Source organism: Paracoccus binzhouensis (genome assembly GCF_016446475.1).
Lineage (GTDB): Bacteria > Pseudomonadota > Alphaproteobacteria > Rhodobacterales > Rhodobacteraceae > Paracoccus > Paracoccus binzhouensis.
Genome location: NZ_JAEHFP010000012.1, coordinates 22,015 through 42,943 on the forward strand (window position 1 = coordinate 22,015; position 20,929 = coordinate 42,943).

20 protein-coding genes are annotated in these 20,929 nt (G+C 68.5%); 5 read left to right on the forward strand and 15 right to left on the reverse strand.

The annotated features are described in order from the left end of the window. Positions 1-17: 17 nt before the first annotated feature. The 6 genes from I9P22_RS05335 to I9P22_RS05360 form a co-directional block, all read right to left on the reverse strand. Positions 18-743, reverse strand: coding sequence for a proteasome-type protease (locus tag I9P22_RS05335; RefSeq protein ID WP_199258321.1), 726 nt, complete (start codon positions 741-743; stop codon positions 18-20). 77 nt (positions 744-820) lie between these two features. Further along, positions 821-1,627 (reverse strand): transglutaminase family protein, encoded by an 807-nt coding sequence (locus I9P22_RS05340; protein WP_199258322.1) that lies wholly within the window; start codon positions 1,625-1,627, stop codon positions 821-823. Between the two features lie 9 nt (positions 1,628-1,636). Continuing rightward, complete coding sequence (locus I9P22_RS05345) at positions 1,637-2,596, reverse strand: alpha-E domain-containing protein (protein WP_199258323.1); 960 nt, start codon at positions 2,594-2,596, stop codon at positions 1,637-1,639. A gap of 14 nt (positions 2,597-2,610) precedes the next feature. Further along, a complete protein-coding gene (locus I9P22_RS05350) occupies positions 2,611-4,023 on the reverse strand; it encodes a circularly permuted type 2 ATP-grasp protein (RefSeq protein ID WP_199258324.1) in 1,413 nt (470 codons plus the stop codon). A 212-nt stretch (positions 4,024-4,235) separates the two neighbouring features. After that, a complete protein-coding gene (locus I9P22_RS24830; protein ID WP_269846627.1) occupies positions 4,236-6,596 on the reverse strand; it encodes a M10 family metallopeptidase in 2,361 nt (786 codons plus the stop codon). Positions 6,597-6,616: 20 nt separating this feature from the next. After that, positions 6,617-6,967 carry a hypothetical protein gene (locus I9P22_RS05360; RefSeq protein WP_199258326.1) on the reverse strand — a complete coding sequence of 117 codons (351 nt, stop codon included), beginning with the start codon at positions 6,965-6,967 and terminating at the stop codon, positions 6,617-6,619. A gap of 273 nt (positions 6,968-7,240) precedes the next feature. Between I9P22_RS05360 and I9P22_RS05365 the strand changes: the two genes are divergently transcribed. After that, complete coding sequence (locus I9P22_RS05365; protein ID WP_199258327.1) at positions 7,241-7,579, forward strand: STAS domain-containing protein; 339 nt, start codon at positions 7,241-7,243, stop codon at positions 7,577-7,579. 59 nt (positions 7,580-7,638) lie between these two features. After that, positions 7,639-8,205, forward strand: a complete 567-nt coding sequence (locus I9P22_RS05370) for an ATP-binding protein (RefSeq protein WP_233253232.1) — start codon at positions 7,639-7,641, stop codon at positions 8,203-8,205. Here the strand turns inward: I9P22_RS05370 and hspQ are convergent. From hspQ to I9P22_RS05400, 6 genes are all read right to left on the reverse strand, one after another. Next, positions 8,178-8,510, reverse strand: coding sequence for a heat shock protein HspQ (gene hspQ, locus I9P22_RS05375; protein ID WP_199258329.1), 333 nt, complete (start codon positions 8,508-8,510; stop codon positions 8,178-8,180). The two genes, I9P22_RS05370 and hspQ, sit on opposite strands and share 28 nt — an antisense overlap. Before the next feature lie 148 nt (positions 8,511-8,658). Beyond that, positions 8,659-9,120, reverse strand: a complete 462-nt coding sequence (locus I9P22_RS05380) for a CreA family protein (protein WP_199258330.1) — start codon at positions 9,118-9,120, stop codon at positions 8,659-8,661. A gap of 306 nt (positions 9,121-9,426) precedes the next feature. Further along, positions 9,427-11,055, reverse strand: coding sequence for a Na/Pi cotransporter family protein (locus I9P22_RS05385; RefSeq protein WP_199258331.1), 1,629 nt, complete (start codon positions 11,053-11,055; stop codon positions 9,427-9,429). Positions 11,056-11,205: 150 nt separating this feature from the next. Then, the gene (locus tag I9P22_RS05390; protein ID WP_199258332.1) at positions 11,206-11,934 is read right to left on the reverse strand and encodes a metallophosphoesterase; all 729 of its coding nucleotides are present in this window, start codon (positions 11,932-11,934) and stop codon (positions 11,206-11,208) included. Between the two features lie 52 nt (positions 11,935-11,986). After that, positions 11,987-13,576: a phosphoglycerate dehydrogenase gene (serA, locus tag I9P22_RS05395; protein WP_199258333.1), complete on the reverse strand. Its 1,590-nt coding sequence runs from the start codon at positions 13,574-13,576 to the stop codon at positions 11,987-11,989. 116 nt (positions 13,577-13,692) lie between these two features. Then, entirely contained in the window at positions 13,693-14,847 is a 1,155-nt protein-coding gene (locus I9P22_RS05400) for a phosphoserine transaminase (RefSeq protein ID WP_199258334.1), read from the reverse strand. Between the two features lie 193 nt (positions 14,848-15,040). Here I9P22_RS05400 and serB point away from each other — a divergent pair, with 193 nt between their 5' ends. The 3 genes from serB to I9P22_RS05415 all read left to right on the forward strand — a co-directional run bounded on the left by serB (position 15,041) and on the right by I9P22_RS05415 (position 18,233). Then, positions 15,041-15,916, forward strand: a complete 876-nt coding sequence (gene serB / locus I9P22_RS05405; RefSeq protein ID WP_199258335.1) for a phosphoserine phosphatase SerB — start codon at positions 15,041-15,043, stop codon at positions 15,914-15,916. A 101-nt stretch (positions 15,917-16,017) separates the two neighbouring features. Then, positions 16,018-16,710: a CDP-alcohol phosphatidyltransferase family protein gene (locus tag I9P22_RS05410; protein ID WP_199258336.1), complete on the forward strand. Its 693-nt coding sequence runs from the start codon at positions 16,018-16,020 to the stop codon at positions 16,708-16,710. Between the two features lie 53 nt (positions 16,711-16,763). Continuing rightward, a complete protein-coding gene (locus I9P22_RS05415; RefSeq protein ID WP_199258337.1) occupies positions 16,764-18,233 on the forward strand; it encodes an ABC transporter substrate-binding protein in 1,470 nt (489 codons plus the stop codon). A gap of 58 nt (positions 18,234-18,291) precedes the next feature. On the opposite strand, the gene I9P22_RS05420 is transcribed toward I9P22_RS05415, so the two are convergent. From I9P22_RS05420 to I9P22_RS05430, 3 genes are all read right to left on the reverse strand, one after another. Further along, positions 18,292-19,209, reverse strand: coding sequence for a lytic transglycosylase domain-containing protein (locus I9P22_RS05420; protein ID WP_199258338.1), 918 nt, complete (start codon positions 19,207-19,209; stop codon positions 18,292-18,294). Between the two features lie 72 nt (positions 19,210-19,281). Then, entirely contained in the window at positions 19,282-19,881 is a 600-nt protein-coding gene (locus tag I9P22_RS05425) for a hypothetical protein (protein ID WP_199258339.1), read from the reverse strand. Positions 19,882-20,005: 124 nt separating this feature from the next. After that, a complete protein-coding gene (locus I9P22_RS05430) occupies positions 20,006-20,755 on the reverse strand; it encodes a L,D-transpeptidase (protein WP_199258340.1) in 750 nt (249 codons plus the stop codon). Positions 20,756-20,929 lie beyond the last annotated feature (174 nt).

Consider the following 20,929-nt stretch of genomic DNA (forward strand, 5'->3'; position numbering starts at 1 on the left):
TCCGCGGAGGGCTGCGGTCAGATCGTGACCTTCACGAAACTGTCGCGCAGCGCCGCGGACCAGGCGGCGGACATGGCCATGAAGGCCGGGTCGCCCTCCAGGATGCGGCGGGTATGCGAGACCGCGCACGCATCCTTGCGGATGACGGCCAGGTCCAGGGGCATACCCACCGACAGATTGGACCGCAACGTCGAATCCATCGACAACAGCACCGCCTTCTGCGCATCGGCAAGATTCGTCTCAGGCCGCACCACCCGGTCCAGGATCGGCTTGCCGTATTTGTGCTCGCCGATCTGCAGGAAAGGGGTATCCTCGGTCGCCTCGATGAAATTGCCCTCGGGATAGATCAGGAACAGCCGCATCTCGCCGCCGGCGCGCTGGCCGCCGACGATCATGCTGGCGCTGGCCTGCTGGTTCAGGTCACGGCACTGCTCGACGATCTCGCGCCGGGTGCGGTTCAGCGTCCGGCCGATGATCGTCGCCACCTGCAGCATGCTGGGCGCGCGCATGATCGAGCTTTCCTCGTCGGCCTCGGGCTGGTCGATGGCCTCCTGCAGGCGGGCGATGGTGGTCTGGGTCAGCGACAGGCTGCCGGCGGTCATCACCGCGATCACCCGCTCGCCCGGGCGCTCGAAGAAGAACATCTTGCGATAGGTCGAGATATTGTCCAGCCCGGCATTGGTCCGGGTGTCCGAAAGCAGGACCAGCCCCTCGTTGAGCTTCAAGCCGACGCAATAGGTCATGTCCGTTTCCTGCCGCCAGATTTCCCCGAGGGATACGACCGCCCGGCGCCCGGCGCAACAGGCCGGCGGCGGCGGGCCTATTGCTCCATCTCCTCGACCTGCACGCGCACATCCAGGCTTTCGGTGCCGATGCCGAAGGCGGTGCCACGCACCGGCGCCGCGTCGTCCGCATCATAGCCCGAGCCGAGCCGGACATAGCGGTCGTCCGGGCAGCAGGCATTGGCGGCGTCGAAACCGACCCAGCCCAGGGCGCCGACATGGATCTCGGCCCAGGCATGGGCGGCGTCATGCGGCTCGCCCCCGGCATTGGAATGCAGGTAGCCCGAGACATAGCGCGCCGGCAGGCCGCGTTCGCGGGCGCAGGCGATCAGCGCATGGGCGTGGTCCTGGCAGACGCCCTGGCCCAGGGCCAGCGCCTCGGCGGCCGAGGTATGGGCCTCGGTCACGCCGGGCACATAGGCGATGGCCGCGGCCACGGCGGCGGACAGCCGGTGCGCCAGGTCCAGCGCATCCTCGCCCCGTTCGGATCGGGCCAGCGCGCGCAGCGCCTCGTCCAGGGCGGTGAAGCGGGTCGGGCGCAGATAGACCAGCGGGTTGATGACCTCGCGATGGCCGCGCAGCACGCCGGCGGTGTCGCGGGTCTCGACCTGGCCGGCGATGGCGACGGTGATCTCCTCGACGGGGCCGCGCACGGTCCAGTCCTCGATCCAGTCGCCGGCGCCGTCGCGAAAACCGGCGCCGCGCTGGCCGCCGGTGACCGAGATCCGCCAGTCCGCCACCCGCTGCCCCTCGTGGACCGAGGGCGTCAGCCGCAGGCTCTGCACCAGCGCCTGCGCCGGATGGTCATAGCGATAGCTGGTCTCGTGGGTGATCTTCAACCGCATGACGTCCCCCTACATCCGTCCGCTCAGATAATCCTCGTGCACCGCATTCGAGATGCCGGCCAGTTCGTTGATGAACCAGGACAGGAATTCGTGCAGCCCCTCGTCGAAGATCGCCTCGATGTCGCGCGCCATCAGCGCGTTCAGCGTCTCATGTGCCTTGACCGAGCCGGTTTGCGGCACCTCCTCGCCATAGCGGCGCACCAGCCCGTCCAGGTGCCAGACCGCCTCGTAGAGCGAGGTCAGCAGCGAGCGCGGGCTCTCGCCGTTCAGGATCAGGAAATCCGCGACCTTGCCGGCCGTCACCTCGCCGCCATAGGCCCAGTGGAAGGCCCGGTGCGCCGACAGCGCCCGCAGGATCACCTGCCACTGGTAGTTGTCGAGGCCGGAGCCGACGAATTCCACCCGCGGCAGCAGCACGAAATACTTCACGTCCAGCAGCCGGGCGGTGGCGTCGGCGCGTTCCAGCGCATAGCCTAGGTTCAGGAAATGCCAGCCGTCGTTGCGCAGCTGCGTGGCATTGATGGCGCCGCGCACGGTGGCGCCGTGGCGCATGGTGAAATCGGTCAGCATCGCGGTGTCGAGCTGGCTGCGCGGCCGGCGCTGCAGGGCGCGCAATTCCTGGTAGCCGAGGTTCAGCGCATCCCAGACCTGGCTGGTCAGCGCCGTGCGCACGATGCGCCCGCCCTCGCGCGCCCGCTCGATGCAGGAGGCGACCGAGGACGGGTTGTCCTGGTCGAAGAACAGCCAGGATTCGATGTTCTCCTGGGTGATCGCGGCGCCATAGCGTTCGGCGAAGGCGGCCTGCGCGCCGGATGCCCGCAGCAGCGATTCCCATTCGTTGCGATAGCCCTCCTCGGTGTTGGGCAGCAGAGTGATGCGCGCGCCCACGTCCAGAAGCCGGGCGGCGGTCTCGGCGCGTTCCAGGTGACGGCCCATCCAGAACAGGTTGGCGGCGGTGCGGCTGAGCATGGCTGACCCTCCCATTATTCCGACAGGACCCAGGTGTCCTTGACCCCGCCGCCCTGCGACGAGTTCACCACCAGCGAACCCTCGCGCAGGGCGACGCGGGTCAGCCCGCCCGGCACCAGCTCGACCCGGTCGCCGCACAGGCAGAAGGGCCGCAGGTCGACATGGCGCGGCGCCACCCCCTCCTCCACGAAGGTCGGGCAGGTGGACAGCGCCAGGGTCGGCTGGGCGATGTAATTGTGCGGATTGGCGCGGATGCGCTCGGCGAAATCCGCGATCTCGGCCTTGCTGGCGCGGGGACCGATCAGCATGCCGTAGCCGCCCGAGCCATGCACCTCCTTGACCACCAGCTCGGCCAGGTTGGCCATGACATAGCGGTAATCCTCGTCCTTCCACAGCGTCCAGGTCTGGACGTTGCGCAGGATCGGCTCCTCTCCCAGGTAGAAGCGGATCATCTCGGGCACGAAGGTATAGATCGCCTTGTCGTCGGCCACCCCGGCCCCCGGGGCCGAGGCGATCGAGACCCCGCCCGAACGATAGACATCCATCAGCCCCGGCACGCCCAGCATGGAATCGCGCCGGAAGCACAGGGGATCGAGAAACTGGTCGTCGATGCGGCGATAGATCACGTCCACCCGCTTCGGCCCCTGGGTGGTGCGCATGTAGACGAAGCCCGCGTCCACGAACAGGTCGCTGCCCTCGACCAGCTCGACGCCCATCAGGTTCGCCAGGAAGCTGTGCTCGTAATAGGCGCTGTTGTAATGGCCCGGCGTCAGGATCACCACGGTCGGCGTGCCTTCGCATTTCGCCGGCGCGACAGAGGCCAGCGTGCGGCGCAAAAGTTCGGGATACTGGTCCACCGGCTCGATGCGATTGTTGCGGAACAGCGCCGGGAACATGCGCATCATGATCTCGCGGTTCTCCAGCATGTAGCTGACGCCCGAGGGGGTGCGGCAATTGTCCTCGAGCACATGGAACTCGTCCCGGCCGGTGCGGACGATGTCGATGCCGACGATATGCGAGAAGACGCCGCGCGGCGGCACGAAGCCCACCACCGCCTTTTCATAGGCGGCGTTCTGATAGACCAGCCGCGCCGGGACGCGGCCGGCGCGGATGATCTCGCCCCGGCCGTAGACGTCGCGCAGGAAGGCGTTCAGCGCCCGCGCCCGCTGCTTGATGCCGCGTTCCAGCCGCCGCCATTCCGCTTGCAGGAACACCCGCGGCATCATGTCGAAGGGGATCAGCCGGTCCGGGTCGCCGCCCTCGCCATAGACCGCGAAGGTGATGCCGATGCGGCGGAACAGCGCCTCGGCCTCGGCCTGCTTCATCTGCCGGATTTCGGCCGGCATGGTTTCGATCCAGTCCGAAAGCAGGGCATAGGGCTCGCGCACCTGGCTGCCCTCGACCATTTCATTGTAGTACATCGTCATCGCTCACCCTCGCCTCTGCCCATGATCTTCGCATCTGGGCGCGCGCTGTCCACAGCCGGCGCCCCGGCGGCGGGGCGGATTGTCCGCTTGGCAGGGGTCGCCGGGGTCCGCTGCCCAAAATAAAGGCAGAGAGCCGGCAGGACGTTCCGGCTTGCGGCAGGCCAGAGACGCCGCGGACCGGCGGCGCCTTTTCGGCCCGGCAGGGCCGCGGATCAGACCACGACCAGGTCGTTCTGCAGGGCGGCGATATTGCTGAGCCCGTTCAGGGTCAGCGTATTGCCGTTGCCGAAGTCGAAGACGGTATTGCTGTCCACCACGCTGGCATGGGACAGGATCTGCGCCATGCTGCGCGCCCCGCCGCCCCAAAGTGCATCGTCGATGCGCAGCGTATCGACATCGTCCCGGAAGTCCTGGATCACGTCATGCCCGCCGTGGAAGGCGAAATGGTCGGCGCCCAGCCCGCCGAACAGCGTGTCATTGCCCGCCAGCCCGGACAGGAAGTCGTTGCCGACCCCGCCATGCAGGGAATCGGCGCCCAGCGCGCCGAACAGCGTGTCGTTGCCGGCCAGCCCGAACAGGCTGTCATTGCCCAGCCGCCCGTCCAGCAGGTTGGCATGGCCGTTGCCGATCAGCCGGTTCGCCAGCGCATTGCCGGTGCCGTTCTGCACCGCGTTCGCGATCAGCGTCAGGTTCTCGAGATGCGCCCCCAGCTGCATCGAGGCCAGGGCGCGCACCGTGTCGATGCCCTGCCCGGCCGCTTCGCGCAGCTGGTCGCGCCCGTCGGTGACGTAGAAATCATTGCCGACCCCGCCGATCAGCACGTCGGCCCCGGCGCCGCCATCCAGCCAGTCATTGCCATGGCCGCCGTCCAGCCTGTCGTTGCCGGCCAGCCCGAACAGCGAGTCGTGCCCCAGCAGCCCGTTCAGCTGGTTGGCATGAGCATTGCCGGTCAGCCGGTTGGCCAGCGCGTTGCCGGTGCCGTGCTGCACCGCGTCCGCGATCAGCGTCAGGTTCTCGAGATGCGCCCCCAGCTGCATCGAGACCAGGGCGCGCACCGTGTCCAGGCCGGCATTCGCCGCCTCGGCGATGCCGTCGCGCGCATCGACGACATAGGTGTCGTTGCCGGCGCCGCCCTCCAGCCGGTCCTGGCCGGGGCCGCCGATCAGCGTGTCATGGCCGTTGTTGCCACGCAGCGTGTCGTTGCCGGCGCCGCCGCGCAGCAGGTTGTTGGCCCAGTTGCCGATCACCAGGTCATGGCCGCGGCCGGCCTGCACATTCTCGATCAGCGTGCCGAAGGCGATCGAGATGTTGCCGACCAGCCCATAGGCATTCGACACCGTCCCCGGCGCCAGCGAGATGCGCTGGTTGTGGCTGTCGCCGGCCAGGTCCAGCAGGTCCACGCCGCCCTGGTCGAAGATGGTGAAGGTGATGTCGCCGCGGCTGTTCACGTTGCGCAGCATGGCGGCGATGGTGGCATAGGCCGCGCCGGCATTGGTGTGCTCGCCATAGGTATTGCTGCCGGTGCGGATCGCGGTCGGGCCGTAAAGATCCTGCACCGCCAGGATGTCCGCGATCATCGGCGAGACGACATAGGCCTCGCTGGCATTGACCGAGGTGTTCTGCTCCTGGTCGAAATAGGACATGATCGAGGCCTGCCAGCTGTCGTTCAGATAGTGGTTGTCCAGGCCGTAGACCGCACTGCCGTTGTAATTCCCGGCATGGCCCAGTCCCAGCGCATGGCCGATCTCGTGGATATAGGTCTGGTAGCTGTAGCCGTTGAAGGCGATGCCATTTTGGCTCAGCCAGTCGGTCCCCACGTTGACGTGGGAGCTGAGGATGGTGCCGTCGCTGCGCCTGCTCGAATCGGACCAGGCGCCGGCTTCGTCGTCGTCGAAGGTGATGTGGATGGTGGCGTCCGGACCCGGGTTGCGGTTGAAGCGGATGCCGGTCACCGCCTCCCAGGCGTTCAGCGCCATGTTGGCCAGCCGGCGGCCGGCATCCGTCAGGGCGGACAGGTCCACGTTCAGCACATCGCCCTGCCCCGCGTCGAAGGCCCGGCGCGCGCTGCCGACGCTTTCCCAGAAGCCGTCGGTCAGCTGATGGGCGATCTCGGCCATGGTGAAGTTGCGCAGCGGCGGCCGCGCCACGATGCCCAGGCTGTAATTGCCCGAATAGGCATCGGCATAGCTGCCCGCCTCGAGGTAATAGGTGCCGGGCCGCGTGACGTTGAGGATCAGGCGCGAATTGTAGCCGGTGCTGCCGCCATCGTCATCGACGGCGACCTCGAAGCCGGCGCCGTTCACCACCCGCAGATAGGGGTCGTAGAGCCCGCCGCTGCCGCGTCCGTCCAGGGTGATGATATAGGTGCCGGGCTGCAGCTGCACCCGCACCCAGTCGGCATCGCCGGTTCCCAGGAAGCCGTTGAACGTGTCGCCCACCTCGATCGTGTAGCCGGTCCCGGTCGAGGCCGGCGCATCGGCCCCCTCGATGCGGACGGCGCGGACGACATCGGCCTCGGCGCCGGTCTGTGGGCGGGCGGGGGCAATCCCGTCGAAAAACCTGGCAAGACTCATGGCAAATTCCTTATCTGAACTCATCTCGTCTGAAGGCGTTTCCGGGAAAGCGCCTCGCCCAGCAGCAGCCGGGCGAAGGATCGCAGCCGCGCCTCGGGGATCGTGGCGCGATCCATGACCGAAAGCTCCAGCATCTCGGCAGCGCGCCGGCCCGAGGCATCCTGGGCGATCAGCCGCGCCCGCAGCAGGTCGGGACGCGGGCTTTCCGCCTCGAGCAGCAGCCGCAGCGGTGCCTCGCCGGCCGGCAGCGGGGGACGACCGGGCCGGCGCAGTTCCTCCTGCAGGGCAGCGCAGAGGCGCGCGACCAGCGCATTGCCGGCTTCGGGACAGGTCAGGGCGACGGGACCGGCCTGGCCGGGGGTTCCGCTCATGGCAAGGGCCGCAACCAGGGTCGCGGGCAGGAAGGCGGAACGCATGGGCTCATCTCTCGTCCGGGGGCGGGCCATTCATTGCCGGCAGGGTAACCCGGGGCCTGCACCGACATCAACGCGCCCGCGCCCGGTCCGGACCTGATCTTTCGGACAGTTCCCGGCCGATGCGGAAAATGCGATGCAAGTTTCGGGGGGTCCGGCGGCATCCGCTTACCGATCGGTAAGGTTTGCGCGCTAGAACGGTCCCGGGAAAGACGAATACCGGAACCAGACATGCAACTGACCTTGCTGCCCCGACAGGACGGGGTGACGATCCGCGTCGACGAAAGGCGCCTCGACGCCGCCATCGCCACGGCCTTCAAGGACCGCGTGCGCAGCATGATCGCCGATGGCGGCCCGCTGGTGGTGCTGGACCTGCGCGGGGTCGATTTCATCGACAGCTCGGGCCTTGGCGCAGTGATCGCGCTTTTCAAGGCGATGCCGGCCGACCGCCGGCTGGTGCTGACCGGCCTGACCCCGAATGTCGAGCGGGTGTTCCAGCTGACCCGGATGGACACGGTGCTGACCATCCGCAGGGATCCGCCCGCCGGCCAGGAAAGCCCCGCGCCATGAGCGTGCCGCCGCCCCGGCCCGACAGGCGGTTGCGTCGGCCACCGGCGGGACGCCGGCCGATGCTCCACCGCATCTTCCGCGCCGATCCCGAAACCGTGCGCGCGGCGCTGCTGTTCCTGCGCCAGCGCTTCGACGGCAGCGCCGAGGAAGAGGTGGTCGCCAAGCTGGAACTCGCCCTGGCCGAGGTGCTGAACAATATCTGCGAACACGGCACCCGGTCCGAGGCGACGCGGCTGGGCGGCCGGCCGCACACGCCGCTGATCCATCTTTGCGTCGCCCGCCATGTCGGCGGCATCGCCTGTGCGGTGACCGATGACGGCCGGCCGCTGCCGCCGTCCTGCCTCGATTCCCGGTGCCTGCCCTATGCCGATGTCGATGCCAGGGACGCCGCCTCGATCCTGCTGCTGCCGGAAGGCGGCTTCGGCTGGTTCCTGATCCAGGAACTGACCGCCTCGCTCAGCTATTTCCGCGAGGGGCGGCGGAATTTCCTGGCCTTCATCGTGCCGGTGATCGAGCCGCTGATGCAGGGCACGCCCCCCGGCGGCCCGACCCGGGGGACCACCCGGGATCCGGCCCGGGAGGCGGATCCCGGCCCGACTCAGTTCAGCCCGAACTGCAAGGGATAGCGGCCGTCCCGGAACTCGCCGAACATCTCGGTGACCTCGGGATGTTCCAGCGGCTCGCCGGAGTGGTCGGGCACCAGGTTCTGTTCCGAGACATAGGCGACGTAATAGGTCGCCTCGGTCTCGGCATAGAGATGGTAGAAGGGCTGGTTGCGCGACGGGCGCGAATCCTCGGGGATGGATTCGTACCATTCCTCGGTATTGGCGAATTCCGGGTCGACGTCGAAGATCACCCCGCGGAACGGATGTTCGCGGTGGCGGACCACCTGGCCCAGGTTGTATTTCGCCGTCTTGGACGGAATCCGCATCGCATCCTTCCCGTTTGGCGCGGCTCATACAGCGCGCCCGCGCCACTGTCCACCGCCCCGGACTGGCAGGGCGCCGATACAGCAGGGCTGATGCCAGTTTCGCACGCCGACCGCCGGCGATAAATCGGCAAGATTGCCGTTCGGCGCCCTATTCGGGCGGCAAGGCCTCGCCCGGTTCCAGCGCCACGGTCGAGAGCGACATCTTGGCCGAGCCCTCCTTCACCTGATCGGCATGGGCCAGGTAGATCAGCACCTGGTTCCGCTCGTCATAGATCCGCTTCACCCGCAGCGACTTGAAGATCAGAGAGCGCGAGGCGCTGAACACGTCCTCGCCCTTCGGGCCGCGGCGGATGTCGCCAATGCGGATCGGTCCGGTGCGCGCGCATTCGATGGCCGAGTTCGACGGATCCTCGAACCAGTTGCCCTGGCTCAGCCGGTCGATCACCGAACGGTCGAAATAGGCCAGGTGGCAGGTCACGCCCTGCACCTGGGGATCGGCGATGGCCTCGATGACCACATCGTTGCCGACCCAGTCCACACCGACATTGCCCACCACATCCGCCGCCGCGGGCATGGCCGCGAGCAACCCCGCGGCAATCCATTTCAGCATCCCGGCCTCCGCTCGTCATTCGCCGCCGAGGATGGCAAGCCCGCCGCCGCGCCGCAAGCCCGCTGACCGGGCCGGACCGCAAGCGCCCCTCGGCGCCGAAGGGCAAGGCGGGCCATGACCGGCGACGGCGAACCCCGGCATCCCTGCCGGCCAGGCAGACAACGCCACCAAGGCCTGGGACAAGGCGAGGGCCGGCCCGCACCCGATCCGTCGCCCCTTCGCCGGCCTGCCCCGGCCCGGGACCGCCTTGGGCCTCGATCCCGAACCGGGGCCTGGCAATGGCGGCGGCCTCGGCGGCGGCGCGTGCTATCCCGTCTTCAGCCGGCTCTCGATCAGCAGGTCGGCCTCGTCCAGGATCGGATGCGCGACCGAGACGACATGGGCATTGACCCGCTTGAGATCGCGCAGAAGGTCCAGGTGCAGCGAGGAGGTCTGCTGGCTTTCCGCCCGCCCCTCGCGCAGCCGCATCAGGTGGCGCTGCGCCGACAGCCGTTCCAGCCGGCGGATCTCGACCTTCTCCTCCATCAGCTGCCGGGCCAGGTCGCGGTCGCGGGTCATGAACACGGTCTGGGCGACGCGCAGGTTCTCGATGGTCATCAGGAACAGGTCGTCCAGTTCGCGATAGCCCTCGTCCGAGAAGCGCAGCCCCAGTCCGGCCTTCTTGCGGATCTCGGGCGCCAGCCCCTTGTCGATGATGTCGCCGACATGTTCGAGATTGATCACGTAGTCCAGGATGGTGATCGCCTGGCGCCGCTCGGCCTCGCCCGCCTCGCGGCCCAGCCGGGACAGGAAGCTCTTCACCTCCTGCTGCATGCGGTCCACCCGGTCCTCGAGCACGCGGACCTCGGCCAGCGGCGCGTCGTCGCCGCGGGCAAAGGCGGTGCGGGCTTGCTGCAGCATGCGTTCGACCACATCGCCGATGGCCAGCGCGGCGCGGCTGGCGCGCGCTAGCGCCACGGCCGGCGTGTCCAGTGCCGAGCCGTCGAGCAGCTGCGCCTCGATCGGCGGCGACTGCTCCTCCTCGGGCAGGACGGCCGCGGTCAGCCGGGTGACCAGCGCGGCAAAGGGCCAGAGCGCCGCCGCAAGGACCAGGTTGAAGGCCAGATGCGCCTCGACCGCCAGCCCGGTCTCGGGCAGCGGCATGGCAGTCAGCAGCTGCGCCGCCTGTCCGGCCAGCGGCAGCGCCACCAGGCAGCCGATGCCGCGCACGATCAGGTTGCCCAGCGCGACCCGCCGCGCGGCGATGCCCTGCCCGGCCGTCGCCATCACCGGCGGGATCGCCCCGCCCAGGTTGGCGCCCAGCACCAGCACCACGGTCAGCGCCGGCTCCATGCCCAGGGACAGCACCAGCATCACCACGGCGAGCGAGGAGGAACAGACCACCGCCAGCCCCGCCGCGACGGCCAGTGCCACCGGCCAGGCATTGCCCAGCATCGCCAGGAACGCCGCCATGGCCGGCGAATCCCGCAAGGGCTCGGTCGCCTGGGTCAGCAGCGACAGCGACAGCAGCATCAGCGCGATGCCGATCAGCGCCAGCCCGCCCCCCGACCAGGCGCGCTGGTGGCGCCGCCGCAGCACATAGCCCACCAGCAGCAGCGCCGGCACCAGCGCCTCGAGCCCCGAGGCGACGATCCAGGCCGTCAGCGCCGTGCCCAGGTTCGCCCCCAGCAGCACGATCTGCGCCATCTTCGGCCGGATCATGCCGCGATCCACGAAGGAGGCGGTCATCAGCGCCGTCGCGGTCGAGCTTTGCAGCCCCAGCGTCGCCACCAGCCCGGACAGGAAGGCGCGCGCCCCGGTCTCGGTGCCGCGTCCCAGCACCATCTTCAGCTTCATCCCGAAGGCACGCACCATGCCGTCGCGGACCAGGCCGAGGCCGAAAAGCAGCAGCGCCACCGCGCCTGCCAGCTGAAGGATGACCGAAAGGGACTGCACGGCGCTTCACCTCCTGAAATACAACGGGAAACCGCTATGATCGTTTCCCATGAGTATCTGGCCCCGCCGGCCGGACGGTCAACGGATGTGAAGCATTTGTGACATTTCCCGCCGGCGCGCTGGCACCCTTGCCACATGGGCGGCCGCGGCTCAGGCGCGCTGCACCGGCGCGCGCCCGTCCTCGGCCAGCAGGTGCAGCCCGGTCTCGTCGAAGACCACGACGCTCAGCGGCCCGCCATAGGCGGCGCCGGTGTCGATGGCCAGGCGGTTGCCGAAATGCGTCACCTGGCCGACCGGGGTATGGCCATGCACGACCAGCACCCCGTGGTCGGTGGCATCGTCCAGAAAGCCCTTGCGGATCCAGACCAGGTCATGCTCGGTCTGCCGCGCCAGGTCGATGCCGGGGCGAATGCCCGCATGCACGAACAGGGCCTGCGGGATCAGGTGCCAGAGCGGCAGCGCGTCCAGCCAGCGCAGATGCGTCTCGGGCACGGCGCGCAGCACCTCGGCATGGGTGCGGGCCGGGTCGGTGATCTCGACCCCGTAGGAGGCCAGCGTCTCGGCCGCGCCCAGGGTCTCGTGCTCCAGCCAGTGCCTGCCCGAGGCGAGCCCGGCGTCGATCCAGTCCGGCCGCGCGGCAAAGATCGGCAGGAAGCGGTCGTGATTGCCCTTGAGCACGATCCAGGGCCGGCCGCCGGCCTGGCCGCGCAGCAGGTAATCCACCACGCCGCGCGAATCCGGGCCGCGATCCAGCAGATCGCCGACATGCACCACCACCCCACCGCCGCCATGCGCCGCATCGTCGCGCGCGATGCGCTCATGCGCCGCCTTCAGCAGGTCGAGATGCCCGTGGATGTCGCCGATGGCATAGGTCCGCATGCCGCCCCCGCAAATGAAAACCCCCGGACCGTAGTCCGGGGGCGCGAAAGGTTCAAACCTCGAATTGCAGCGGCCGCACCTGCAGGAACTTGCCGGTGGCGCGCAGCGCCTCCAGCGCCTCGGGCTTCAGCGCCTCGTCCAGGTAAAGGATGGCGATGGCATCGTCGCCGGTCTTGGTGCGGCCGAGGGTAAAGTTGGCGATGTTCACTCCCAGGTCGCCCAGCGTCATGCCCAGCGCGCCGATGACGCCCGGCACGTCCTTGTTGCGGGTATAGAGCATATGCGCGCCGATCTCGGCATCGACATTGATGCCGCGGATCTGGATGAAGCGCGGCTTGCCGTCGCTGAACACCGTGCCGGCGATCGAGCGCTCGCGGGTGTCGGTGACGACGGTGGCCTTGATATAGCCGTCGAAGACGCCCGACTTGTCCTGCGTCGTGGTCGCGACCTGCACGCCGCGCTCGGAGGCCATGACCGGGGCCGAGACCATGTTCACGTCCGGGTTCGTGGCCTTCATCACCCCGGCGATCACCGCGGCGTTCAGTGCCTTGAGGTTCATCTCGGATGCGACGCCGTCGTAAAGCACGTTGATCGCCTTGATCGGCTCGTCGGTCATCTGGCCGATGAAGGCGCCCAGATGCCCGGCCAGCTTCAGCCAAGGGCCCATCACCGCCGCTTCCTCGGCGGTGACCGAGGGCATGTTCAGCGCGTTCTGCACCGCGCCGGTCAGCAGGTAGTCCGACATCTGCTCGGCGACCTGCAGCGCCACGTTCTCCTGCGCCTCGGTGGTCGAGGCACCCAGATGCGGCGTCACCACCACGTTGGGCAGGCCGAAGAGCGGGCTCTCGGTCGCGGGCTCGGTGGCAAAGACGTCCAGCGCCGCGCCGGCGACATGGCCGGATTTCAGCAGTTCGGCCAGCGCCGCCTCGTCGATCAGCCCGCCGCGGGCGGCGTTGACGATGCGCACGCCCTTCCTGGTCTTCTCCAGGTTCTCGCGCGACAGGATGTTGCGGGTCTTGTCGGTCAGCGGCACATGCAGGGTGATGAAATCGGCGCGGGCCAGCAGCTCGTCCAGCTCGACCTTCTTCACGCCCAGTTCCTTGGCCCGATCCTCCGACAGGAAGGGGTCATAGGCCAGCACCTTCATCTTCAGCCCCAGCGCCCGGTCGATGACGATCGAGCCGATATTGCCCGCGCCGATCACGCCCAGCACCTTGTTGAAGACCTCGACGCCCATGAAGCGGTTCTTCTCCCACTTGCCCTCATGGGTCGAGACGCTGGCCTCGGGCAGTTGCCGCGCCACCGCGAACATCAGCGCGATGGCATGCTCGGCCGTCGTGACCGAGTTGCCGAACGGCGTGTTCATCACGATCACGCCCTTCTTCGAGGCGGCCGGAATGTCGACATTGTCGACGCCGATGCCGGCGCGGCCGATCACCTTCAGGTTGGTGGCAGCCTCCAGCAGCTTCGCCGTCACCTTGGTGGCCGAGCGGATCGCCAGCCCGTCATACTGCCCGATCACCTCGGCCAGCTTTTCCTTGTCCTTGCCGAGATCCGGCAGGTAGTCCACCTCGACGCCGCGATCGCGAAAGATCTGCACGGCGGTTTCCGAAAGCTTGTCCGAAACAAGAACCTTGGGCATCTTCTCTATCCTCTTGGATATGCGGGAAAGCGCGCGCAGCCCGAAAGGCCGCGCCTCGTCTGCTTCGTTCGATAAATACTCCGGGGGGCGCGGGGGGCAGCGCCCCCCGTTCACCGTCAGGCCGCTTCCACCTGCGCCGCGATCTCGGCCTCGAAGGCATGTTCGATCCAGGGCATCAGCGCCGCGACATCGGCAGTCTCGACGGTCGAGCCGCACCAGATCCGCAGGCCCGGGGGCGCGTCGCGATAGGCGCCGGCATCCAGCGCCACGCCTTCCTTCTCCAGCCGCTTCGCGACGGCCTTGGCAAAGGCGGCACCGTCCCTAATGCGCGGATCGGTGAATTTCAGGCAGACCGAGGTGGTCGAAGCCGTCGCCGGATCCTCGGCCAGGTCGGCGATCCAGTCGCGGGTGGCGATGAAGTCGCGCACGGCCCTGGCATTGGCCTCGGCCCGGGCCACCAGCGCCTTGCGGCCGCCGATGGATTGCGCCCATTTCAGCGCCACCAGGTAATCCTCGACGCAGAGCATCGAGGGCGTGTTGATGGTCTCGCCCCTGAAGATGCCCTCGATCAGCTTGCCGCCCTTGGTCATGCGGAAGATCTTCGGCAGCGGCCAGGCGGGCGTGTAGCTCTCCAGCCGCTCAACGGCGCGCGGGCTCAGGATCAGGATGCCATGCGCACCCTCGCCGCCCAGCACCTTCTGCCAGCTGAACGTCACCACGTCGAGCTTGTCGAAGGGCAGCTCCATCGCGAAGGCGGCCGAGGTGGCGTCGCAGATGGTCAGCCCGGCGCGGTCGGCCGGAATGGCGTCACCGTTCGGCACCCGCACGCCCGAGGTGGTGCCGTTCCAGGTGAAGACCACGTCATTGTCGAAATCGACCTGGGCGAAATCCACGATCTTGCCGTAATCGGCCTTGCGGACCACCGCGTCCAGCTTCAGCTGCTTGACTACGTCGGTGACCCAGCCCTCGCCGAAGCTTTCCCAGGCCAGCATCTCGACCTTGCGCGCGCCCAGAAGCGACCACAGCGCCATCTCGACGGCGCCGGTATCCGAGGCGGGAACGATGCCGATGCGGTAATCCGCCGGCACGTCCAGCACCTCGCGGGTCAGGTCGATGGCCTCGGCCAGCTTGGCCTTGCCGACGGCGGCACGATGCGAGCGGCCCAGGGCTGCGTCGGCAAGCATGTCCAGCGAGAAATGGGGGATCTTGGCGCAGGGGCCCGAGGAAAAGCGCGGATTGGCCGGCCGCGCGGCCGGAGCAGTCTTGCCCATGATGTTAGCCTTCCAGCTATAAGCGCCGCGTTGGGGCGGCGTGTCCCGCTGACCGCCTTAGCGCCGGCGAGGGATTCCCGCAAGAAAAATTTGCAAGCCACGTTTGCGACAGGTTCGCGGGATGAATCCGACCGATTGATCCGCCGCAACGCTTTGGCTAGTGCTGCCGCAAACAACCGCCCCGGGGGCCCGCATGTTCACCGTCACCATCCTTGCCGCGCCCAGCCGCGCCGACCTGTCCGCCGCGCTGGTGGACGAGCTGCGCGGCGCCTGGAACGGCGGCCACCCGCTCTGGCTGGCCCCGGGCATCGCCGCGGAATTCCCCCTCGCTGCCGAACCGCAGGATTTCTGGCAGGCCTGGGAACGACTGCAGGCCGAGGGCTTCGACCTGGCGATCCAGCCGACCGCGGGCCGGCGCAAGGCGGTGCTGCTCGCCGACATGGATTCGACTATGATCCAGCAGGAATGCATCGACGAGCTTGCGGATTTCGCCGGCGTCGGCCAGCGCGTCGCCGCCATCACCGCCCGGGCGATGAACGGAGAGCTGAATTTCCACGAGGCGCTACTGGCCCGCGTCGGCCTGCTGGCCGGCCTGCCGGAAACCGCCATCGGCGAGGTGCTGGACAGCCGCATCACGCTGGCCCCCGGCGGCCGGCAGCTGGTGGCGACCATGCGCGCGCAGGGCGCCTATGCAGCGCTGGTCTCGGGCGGTTTCACCGTCTTCACCGGCCCGGTCGCCACGGCGCTGGGTTTCGACGAGCACCGCGCCAACACCCTGCTTGCCGAGGGCGGCGTGCTGACCGGCCATGTCGCCCTGCCGGTCCTGGGCCGCGAGGCCAAGGTCGAGGCGCTGCAGGACATCGCCGCCGCCCGCGGCCTGACGCCCGCCGACGTGCTGGCGGTGGGCGACGGCGCCAACGACCTGGGCATGCTGCAGCTGGCCGGCATGGGCGTCGCGCTGCACGCCAAGCCCGTGGTCGCGGCGCAGGTCGGGTTGCGAATCAACCACGGCGACCTGACCGCCCTGCTCTATCTGCAAGGCTACGCCGCCGAGGAATTCGTCGCATAGACCCGTTGCCTGCGGGACTTCCGCGCATCACTCGCCGGCAAAGCGCGCGGCCGCGGGGTCACGAACTTGCGATCATGACCGTTCGGTGACAGAAGCAGGGGATGAATCCACGCCTCAAAGCCCTGTCCGTGCATCTGCTGACCGCCACCGGCGCGGTGCTGTCGATGCTTGCCCTGCTGGCCGCCGCCCAGGCCAACTGGTCCGAGATGTTCTTCTGGCTGGTCGTCGCCCTGATCGTGGACGGCGTCGACGGGCCATTGGCGCGCCGCTACCAGGTCAAGAAGAACTGGCCGACCTATGACGGCGTGCTGATGGACCTGATCATCGACTACCTGACCTATGTGTTCATCCCGGCCTATGCGCTGTTCATGTCGGGCCTGCTGCCCGGCTGGACCGGCTGGATCGCGATCATCGCCATCACCTATGGCAGCGTGGTCTATTTCGCCGATACCCGCATGAAGACAAGGGACAATTCCTTCGCCGGCTTTCCCGCCTGCTGGAACATGGTGGTGCTGGTGCTGTTCGCGCTCAAGCCGAATTTCTGGATCATCCTGCTGATCGTGGTGGCGCTGGCGGCGACCATGTTCACGCCTGTGAAGTTCATCCACCCGGTCCGCACCGAGCGCTGGCGCTGGATTTCGCTGCCGGTCTGCGCGGCCTGGGTCGGCTTCGCGGTCTGGGCGGTTCTGGTCGATTTCCACCCCGAAAGCTTCGCGCGCTGGGGGCTGCTGCTGACCTCGCTCTGGCTGCTCTTTGCCGGCCTCGCCCAGCAGCTGACCCAGAGACGGGGTTGATCGCCGGGCATTTTGCCCGGAATGTGCCCCTGGGATCAGCCAAGGGGGCAGGGATGTTCGCGAAACTCATGCAGGCGGCCGCGGCGGCGGCGATGCTGGCCACGCCGGCGCTGGCGGCACCGGATTCGATCACGCTCGCCATGGTGCTCGAGCCGCCGAACCTGGACCCGACCGGCGGCGCCGCCGCCGCCATCGACGAGGTGGTCTATGCCAATGTCTTCGAGGGCCTGACCCGCATCGCCCCGGACGGCAGCGTGCAGCCGGCCCTGGCCGAAAGCTGGGACAGCCCCGACGGCAAGACCTATACCTTCCGCCTGCGCCCGGACGTGACCTTCCACGACGGCAGCGCCTTCGACGCGCAGGACGTGATCTTCTCGCTGGATCGCGCCCGCGCCCCGGACAGCACCAACGCCCAGAAGGCCCTGTTCGAGGGCATCGAGACGGTCGAGGCGCCGGACCCGCTGACCGTCCGCGTCACGCTGAAGGCCCCGGACGGCGGCTTCCCCTTCAAGATGGCCTGGGGCGACGCGGTGATGGTCGATCAGGCCAGCATCAAGGACATCGCCACCCGACCCGTCGGCACCGGCCCCTTCAAATTCGGCGAATGGCGGCAAGGCGACCATATCCGGCTCGACGCCTTCGAGGGCTACTGGGGCAAGAAGCCGGCGCTGAAGACCGCCACCTTCCGCTTCATCGCCGATCCCAGCGCCGCCTTCGCGGCACTGATGGCGGGCGACATCGACACCTTCCCGATCTATCCCGCCCCGGAAACCCTGGCCCAGCTGCAGGCCGATCCGCGCTTCAAGGTGCTGGTCGGCACCACCGAGGGCGAGACGATCCTGGCCATGAACCACAAGCACCCGGCGCTGGCCCAGGCCAAGGTGCGCGAGGCCATCGCCCATGCCGTCAACCGCCAGGAGATCATCGACGGCGCCATGTTCGGCTATGGCACGCCGATCGGCACGCATTTCGCACCGCATCATCCCGATTACGTCGACCTGACCGCGAAATCGCAGCACGATCCCGAGCTGGCGAAGACGCTGCTGGCCGAGGCGGGGGCCGAAAACCTGACCCTGCGCCTGGCCCTGCCGCCGACGCCCTATGCCCGCCGCGGCGGCGAGATCGTCGCGGCCGAACTGCGCGCGGTGGGCATCCAGACGCAGATCACCAACATGGAATGGGCGCAATGGCTGGAACAGGTGTTCAAGAACGCCGATTACGACCTGACCATCATCAGCCATGTCGAGCCGATGGATATCGGCATCTACGGGCGCCAGGACTATTATTTCAACTACGCCAATCCCGACTTCAACGCGGCGATGACGAAACTCGACGCCGCCACCGACCCGGCAGAACGCTCGAAGCTGCTGAAACAGGCGCAGCAGATCCTTGCCGACGACTACGCCAACGCCTTCCTGTTCCAGCTCGCCAAGACCGGCGTCGCCAAGGCGGAAATCGAGGGGCTGTGGGAAAACGCGCCGATGCCCGCCAACGACCTCACGGCCGTGCATTGGCGGGACTAGGCCCGCGCTTCTTTGCTCCCCAAATACCCGACCGCGACCGCGCCGCCCGTGCGGCGCTTCAATTCCTCAGCACCAGGCAGCGGCCGCCGACGCTGCGCAGCCGGTTGCAGAAGGCATAGGCCTCGGTCCTGGACGAATAGCCGATCTGCGCGGTATAGACCTTGCGCGGCCCGCCCGAGATCTTGCGGCGCACATAGCTGACCCGCTTGCCGCCCAGGATCGGCCGCAGCTGCCGGTTCAGCCGCGAGACCTGCGCCGAAACCCCCGACTGGCTGGGATGGGTGGCAACGATCACGCCCCAGGGCCAGGGGTGGTCCTGGGTCTGGAACTCGCGCAGCTTGCGCGACCCGGCCAGGTCGATGCAGGCCTCGCGGAAGCTGCGCTGCTTGTCCAGCCGGATGTCCAGCGCCTTGGGCGGGCTGTCGCGCCAGGTCCAGGCGTTCCGACCGGTAATCGCCTCGACGTAATCCTGGGTCTCCCAGGGCAGGCTGCCGCCCTCGGCGATGAAGCGCGCGGCACGGTTCTCGCCGCCGTTATAGGCCACGGCGGCCAGGCCGACATTGCCGAATCCGTCGGTCAGCTTGCGCAGGTAGCGCGCCGAGGCGGCGATGGCCTTGGCCGGGTTGAAGGGATCGTCGAGGCCGACCATCTCGGCGGTGCCGGGCATGAACTGGGCGATGCCCATGGCGCCGACCGGGCTGATGGCGCCGGGCTCGAACAGGCTTTCCTTCCACAGCAGCCGGGCGAAGAAATGCGGGTCCAGCCCGTTCTGCCCCGCCGCCCGCTCGATGGCCGAGCAGACATCCGCGACATAGGTCGCGGCCGAGATGCAATAGACCCCGTCATCGGTGCAGCGCAGCTTGTCCGAGACCCGCGGCGCGCGCAGGCCCAGGATCGCATCCACCGCCTCATAGGCGGGGGTGGGGGTGGCGGCGGTCGAGACGGCGGCGACAAGGGCCAGAACCAGGCGGCGCATCGTGAAACTCGGATGGGATCGGCAGGTCTCGCATAGCAGGCAGAGCGCGGTTTGGGAACCGCGGCCGCGGGCTCAGACGGCTTTCGGACCCTTGCCGCCCTTGTTCTTTCCAGCCCCGCCCTTGCCGGCCTTGCCCTTGCCGCCCTGCCCCGTCTGGGCGGCCGCCGCCTTCTCGGCCCGGCGCTGCGCCTTGGCGGCCTCCTTCTCGGCGGCGCGGGCGGCCTGCTTCGCGGCCTTGCGCTCGGCCTTCTCGGCCTCCTTCACCCGCTTCTTCTCGGCCTTCTCGGCTTCCTTGATGCGCTTCCTTTCGGCCTTGTCGGGCCGGGGCAGGATCGCCTGCAGCGGCGGCGTGGCCTTGGCGGGCGCGGCGAGGGTCGCAGCGGTGGCGGGCCGAGCCCTCGACGCGGTCTCGCGCACGCTTGCGGTGGCGGGTTCCGCGCCGGCGCCCTGCTCCTTGCGGCGGCGCTTTTCCGCGGCGGCGCGGCGCATCGCCTGAGCCAGGGTCTTGCGCACCGCCTCGTCCTGCTCGCGCGCCTTCATCGCCCGCAGATCGCGCTGCAGCGCGTTCAGCGCCGGCATCTCCAGCAGCCGCAGCGCCGCGGGCTGGGTCTGTTCGGCCAGCGCGTCCAGATCGCGCGAGGCGGTGGTGGTCTGATCGACGGGCCTGGCCATGGCAGTCTCTCCTTATCAGCCGCGTTGCGCGCGAAATCTGCCACGAGCCGTCGCCGCTGGCCAGAGCAACAACGCCCCGGCCGTGCACGGGCCGGGACGCAAAGCGGTTGCAGGAGGGGCGCGGTTACTGCGCGGACGCGGCTTCGGCGGTGGCCTGCGCCTCGTGCGCGGGCGCCAGGTAGCCATTCGGCAATTCCACCAGCGGCCCTTCCAGCGCCAGGCTTTCGGCCTGGGTGCGGACCTTGACCCGCGTGCCGTTGGGGATCTCGTCGAACAGGTCCATGATGTCCTGGTTGAACAGCCGGATGCAGCCGGCCGAGGTGGCCTTGCCGATCGAGGACGGGTCCATGGTGCCGTGGATGCGATACATGGTGTCGCGGCCGCCCCGGTAGAGATAGAGCGCGCGCGAGCCCAGCGGGTTGTCCACGCCGCCGCGCAGGCCGCCCTTCAGCGGGCCGTAGAGTTCGGGCTGGGTGCGGACCATGTTCGCCGTGGGCGTCCAGCTGGGCCAGGCGTGCTTGCGGCCGATGGAGGCATTGCCGCGGAAGTTCTTGCCGGCCTGACCGACCGCGATGCCGAAGCGCATCGCCTCGCCGTTTTCCAGCACATGGTAGAGGAAGCGGGCATAGGGATCGACGACGATGGTGCCCGGCGCCTCGGGGCCGTTATAGGCGACGCGCTGGCGGCGGTTGCGCTCGGTCAGATAGGCGGGGCGGACGGCGTGGATCTCGATCGGCTCGCCGTTCGGGCCGGTATCGGTGCGGGCGCCGTAGACGCCGGTCTCGGCCGTGGTCGGCACGGTGGTGGTGGACGGCGTGGGGGCGCAGGCGGCAAGGCCAAGCCCCATCGCCAGCATCAGCGGTGCAAGGCGCATCGGTCATTCCCTTCATAACGCGCCGCGTCCCGAGGGACGCGACCGTGGCAGCAGCGACATAGCGTCAGGTCACTTGCCCGGCCCGAGCAGAGGGCGGACATGATTCGCATATCCGTATCAGCCTTACCCGGCCTTGCTGCGTCAAGTGGCGGGCCCCGAGACAGGCGTGATCGT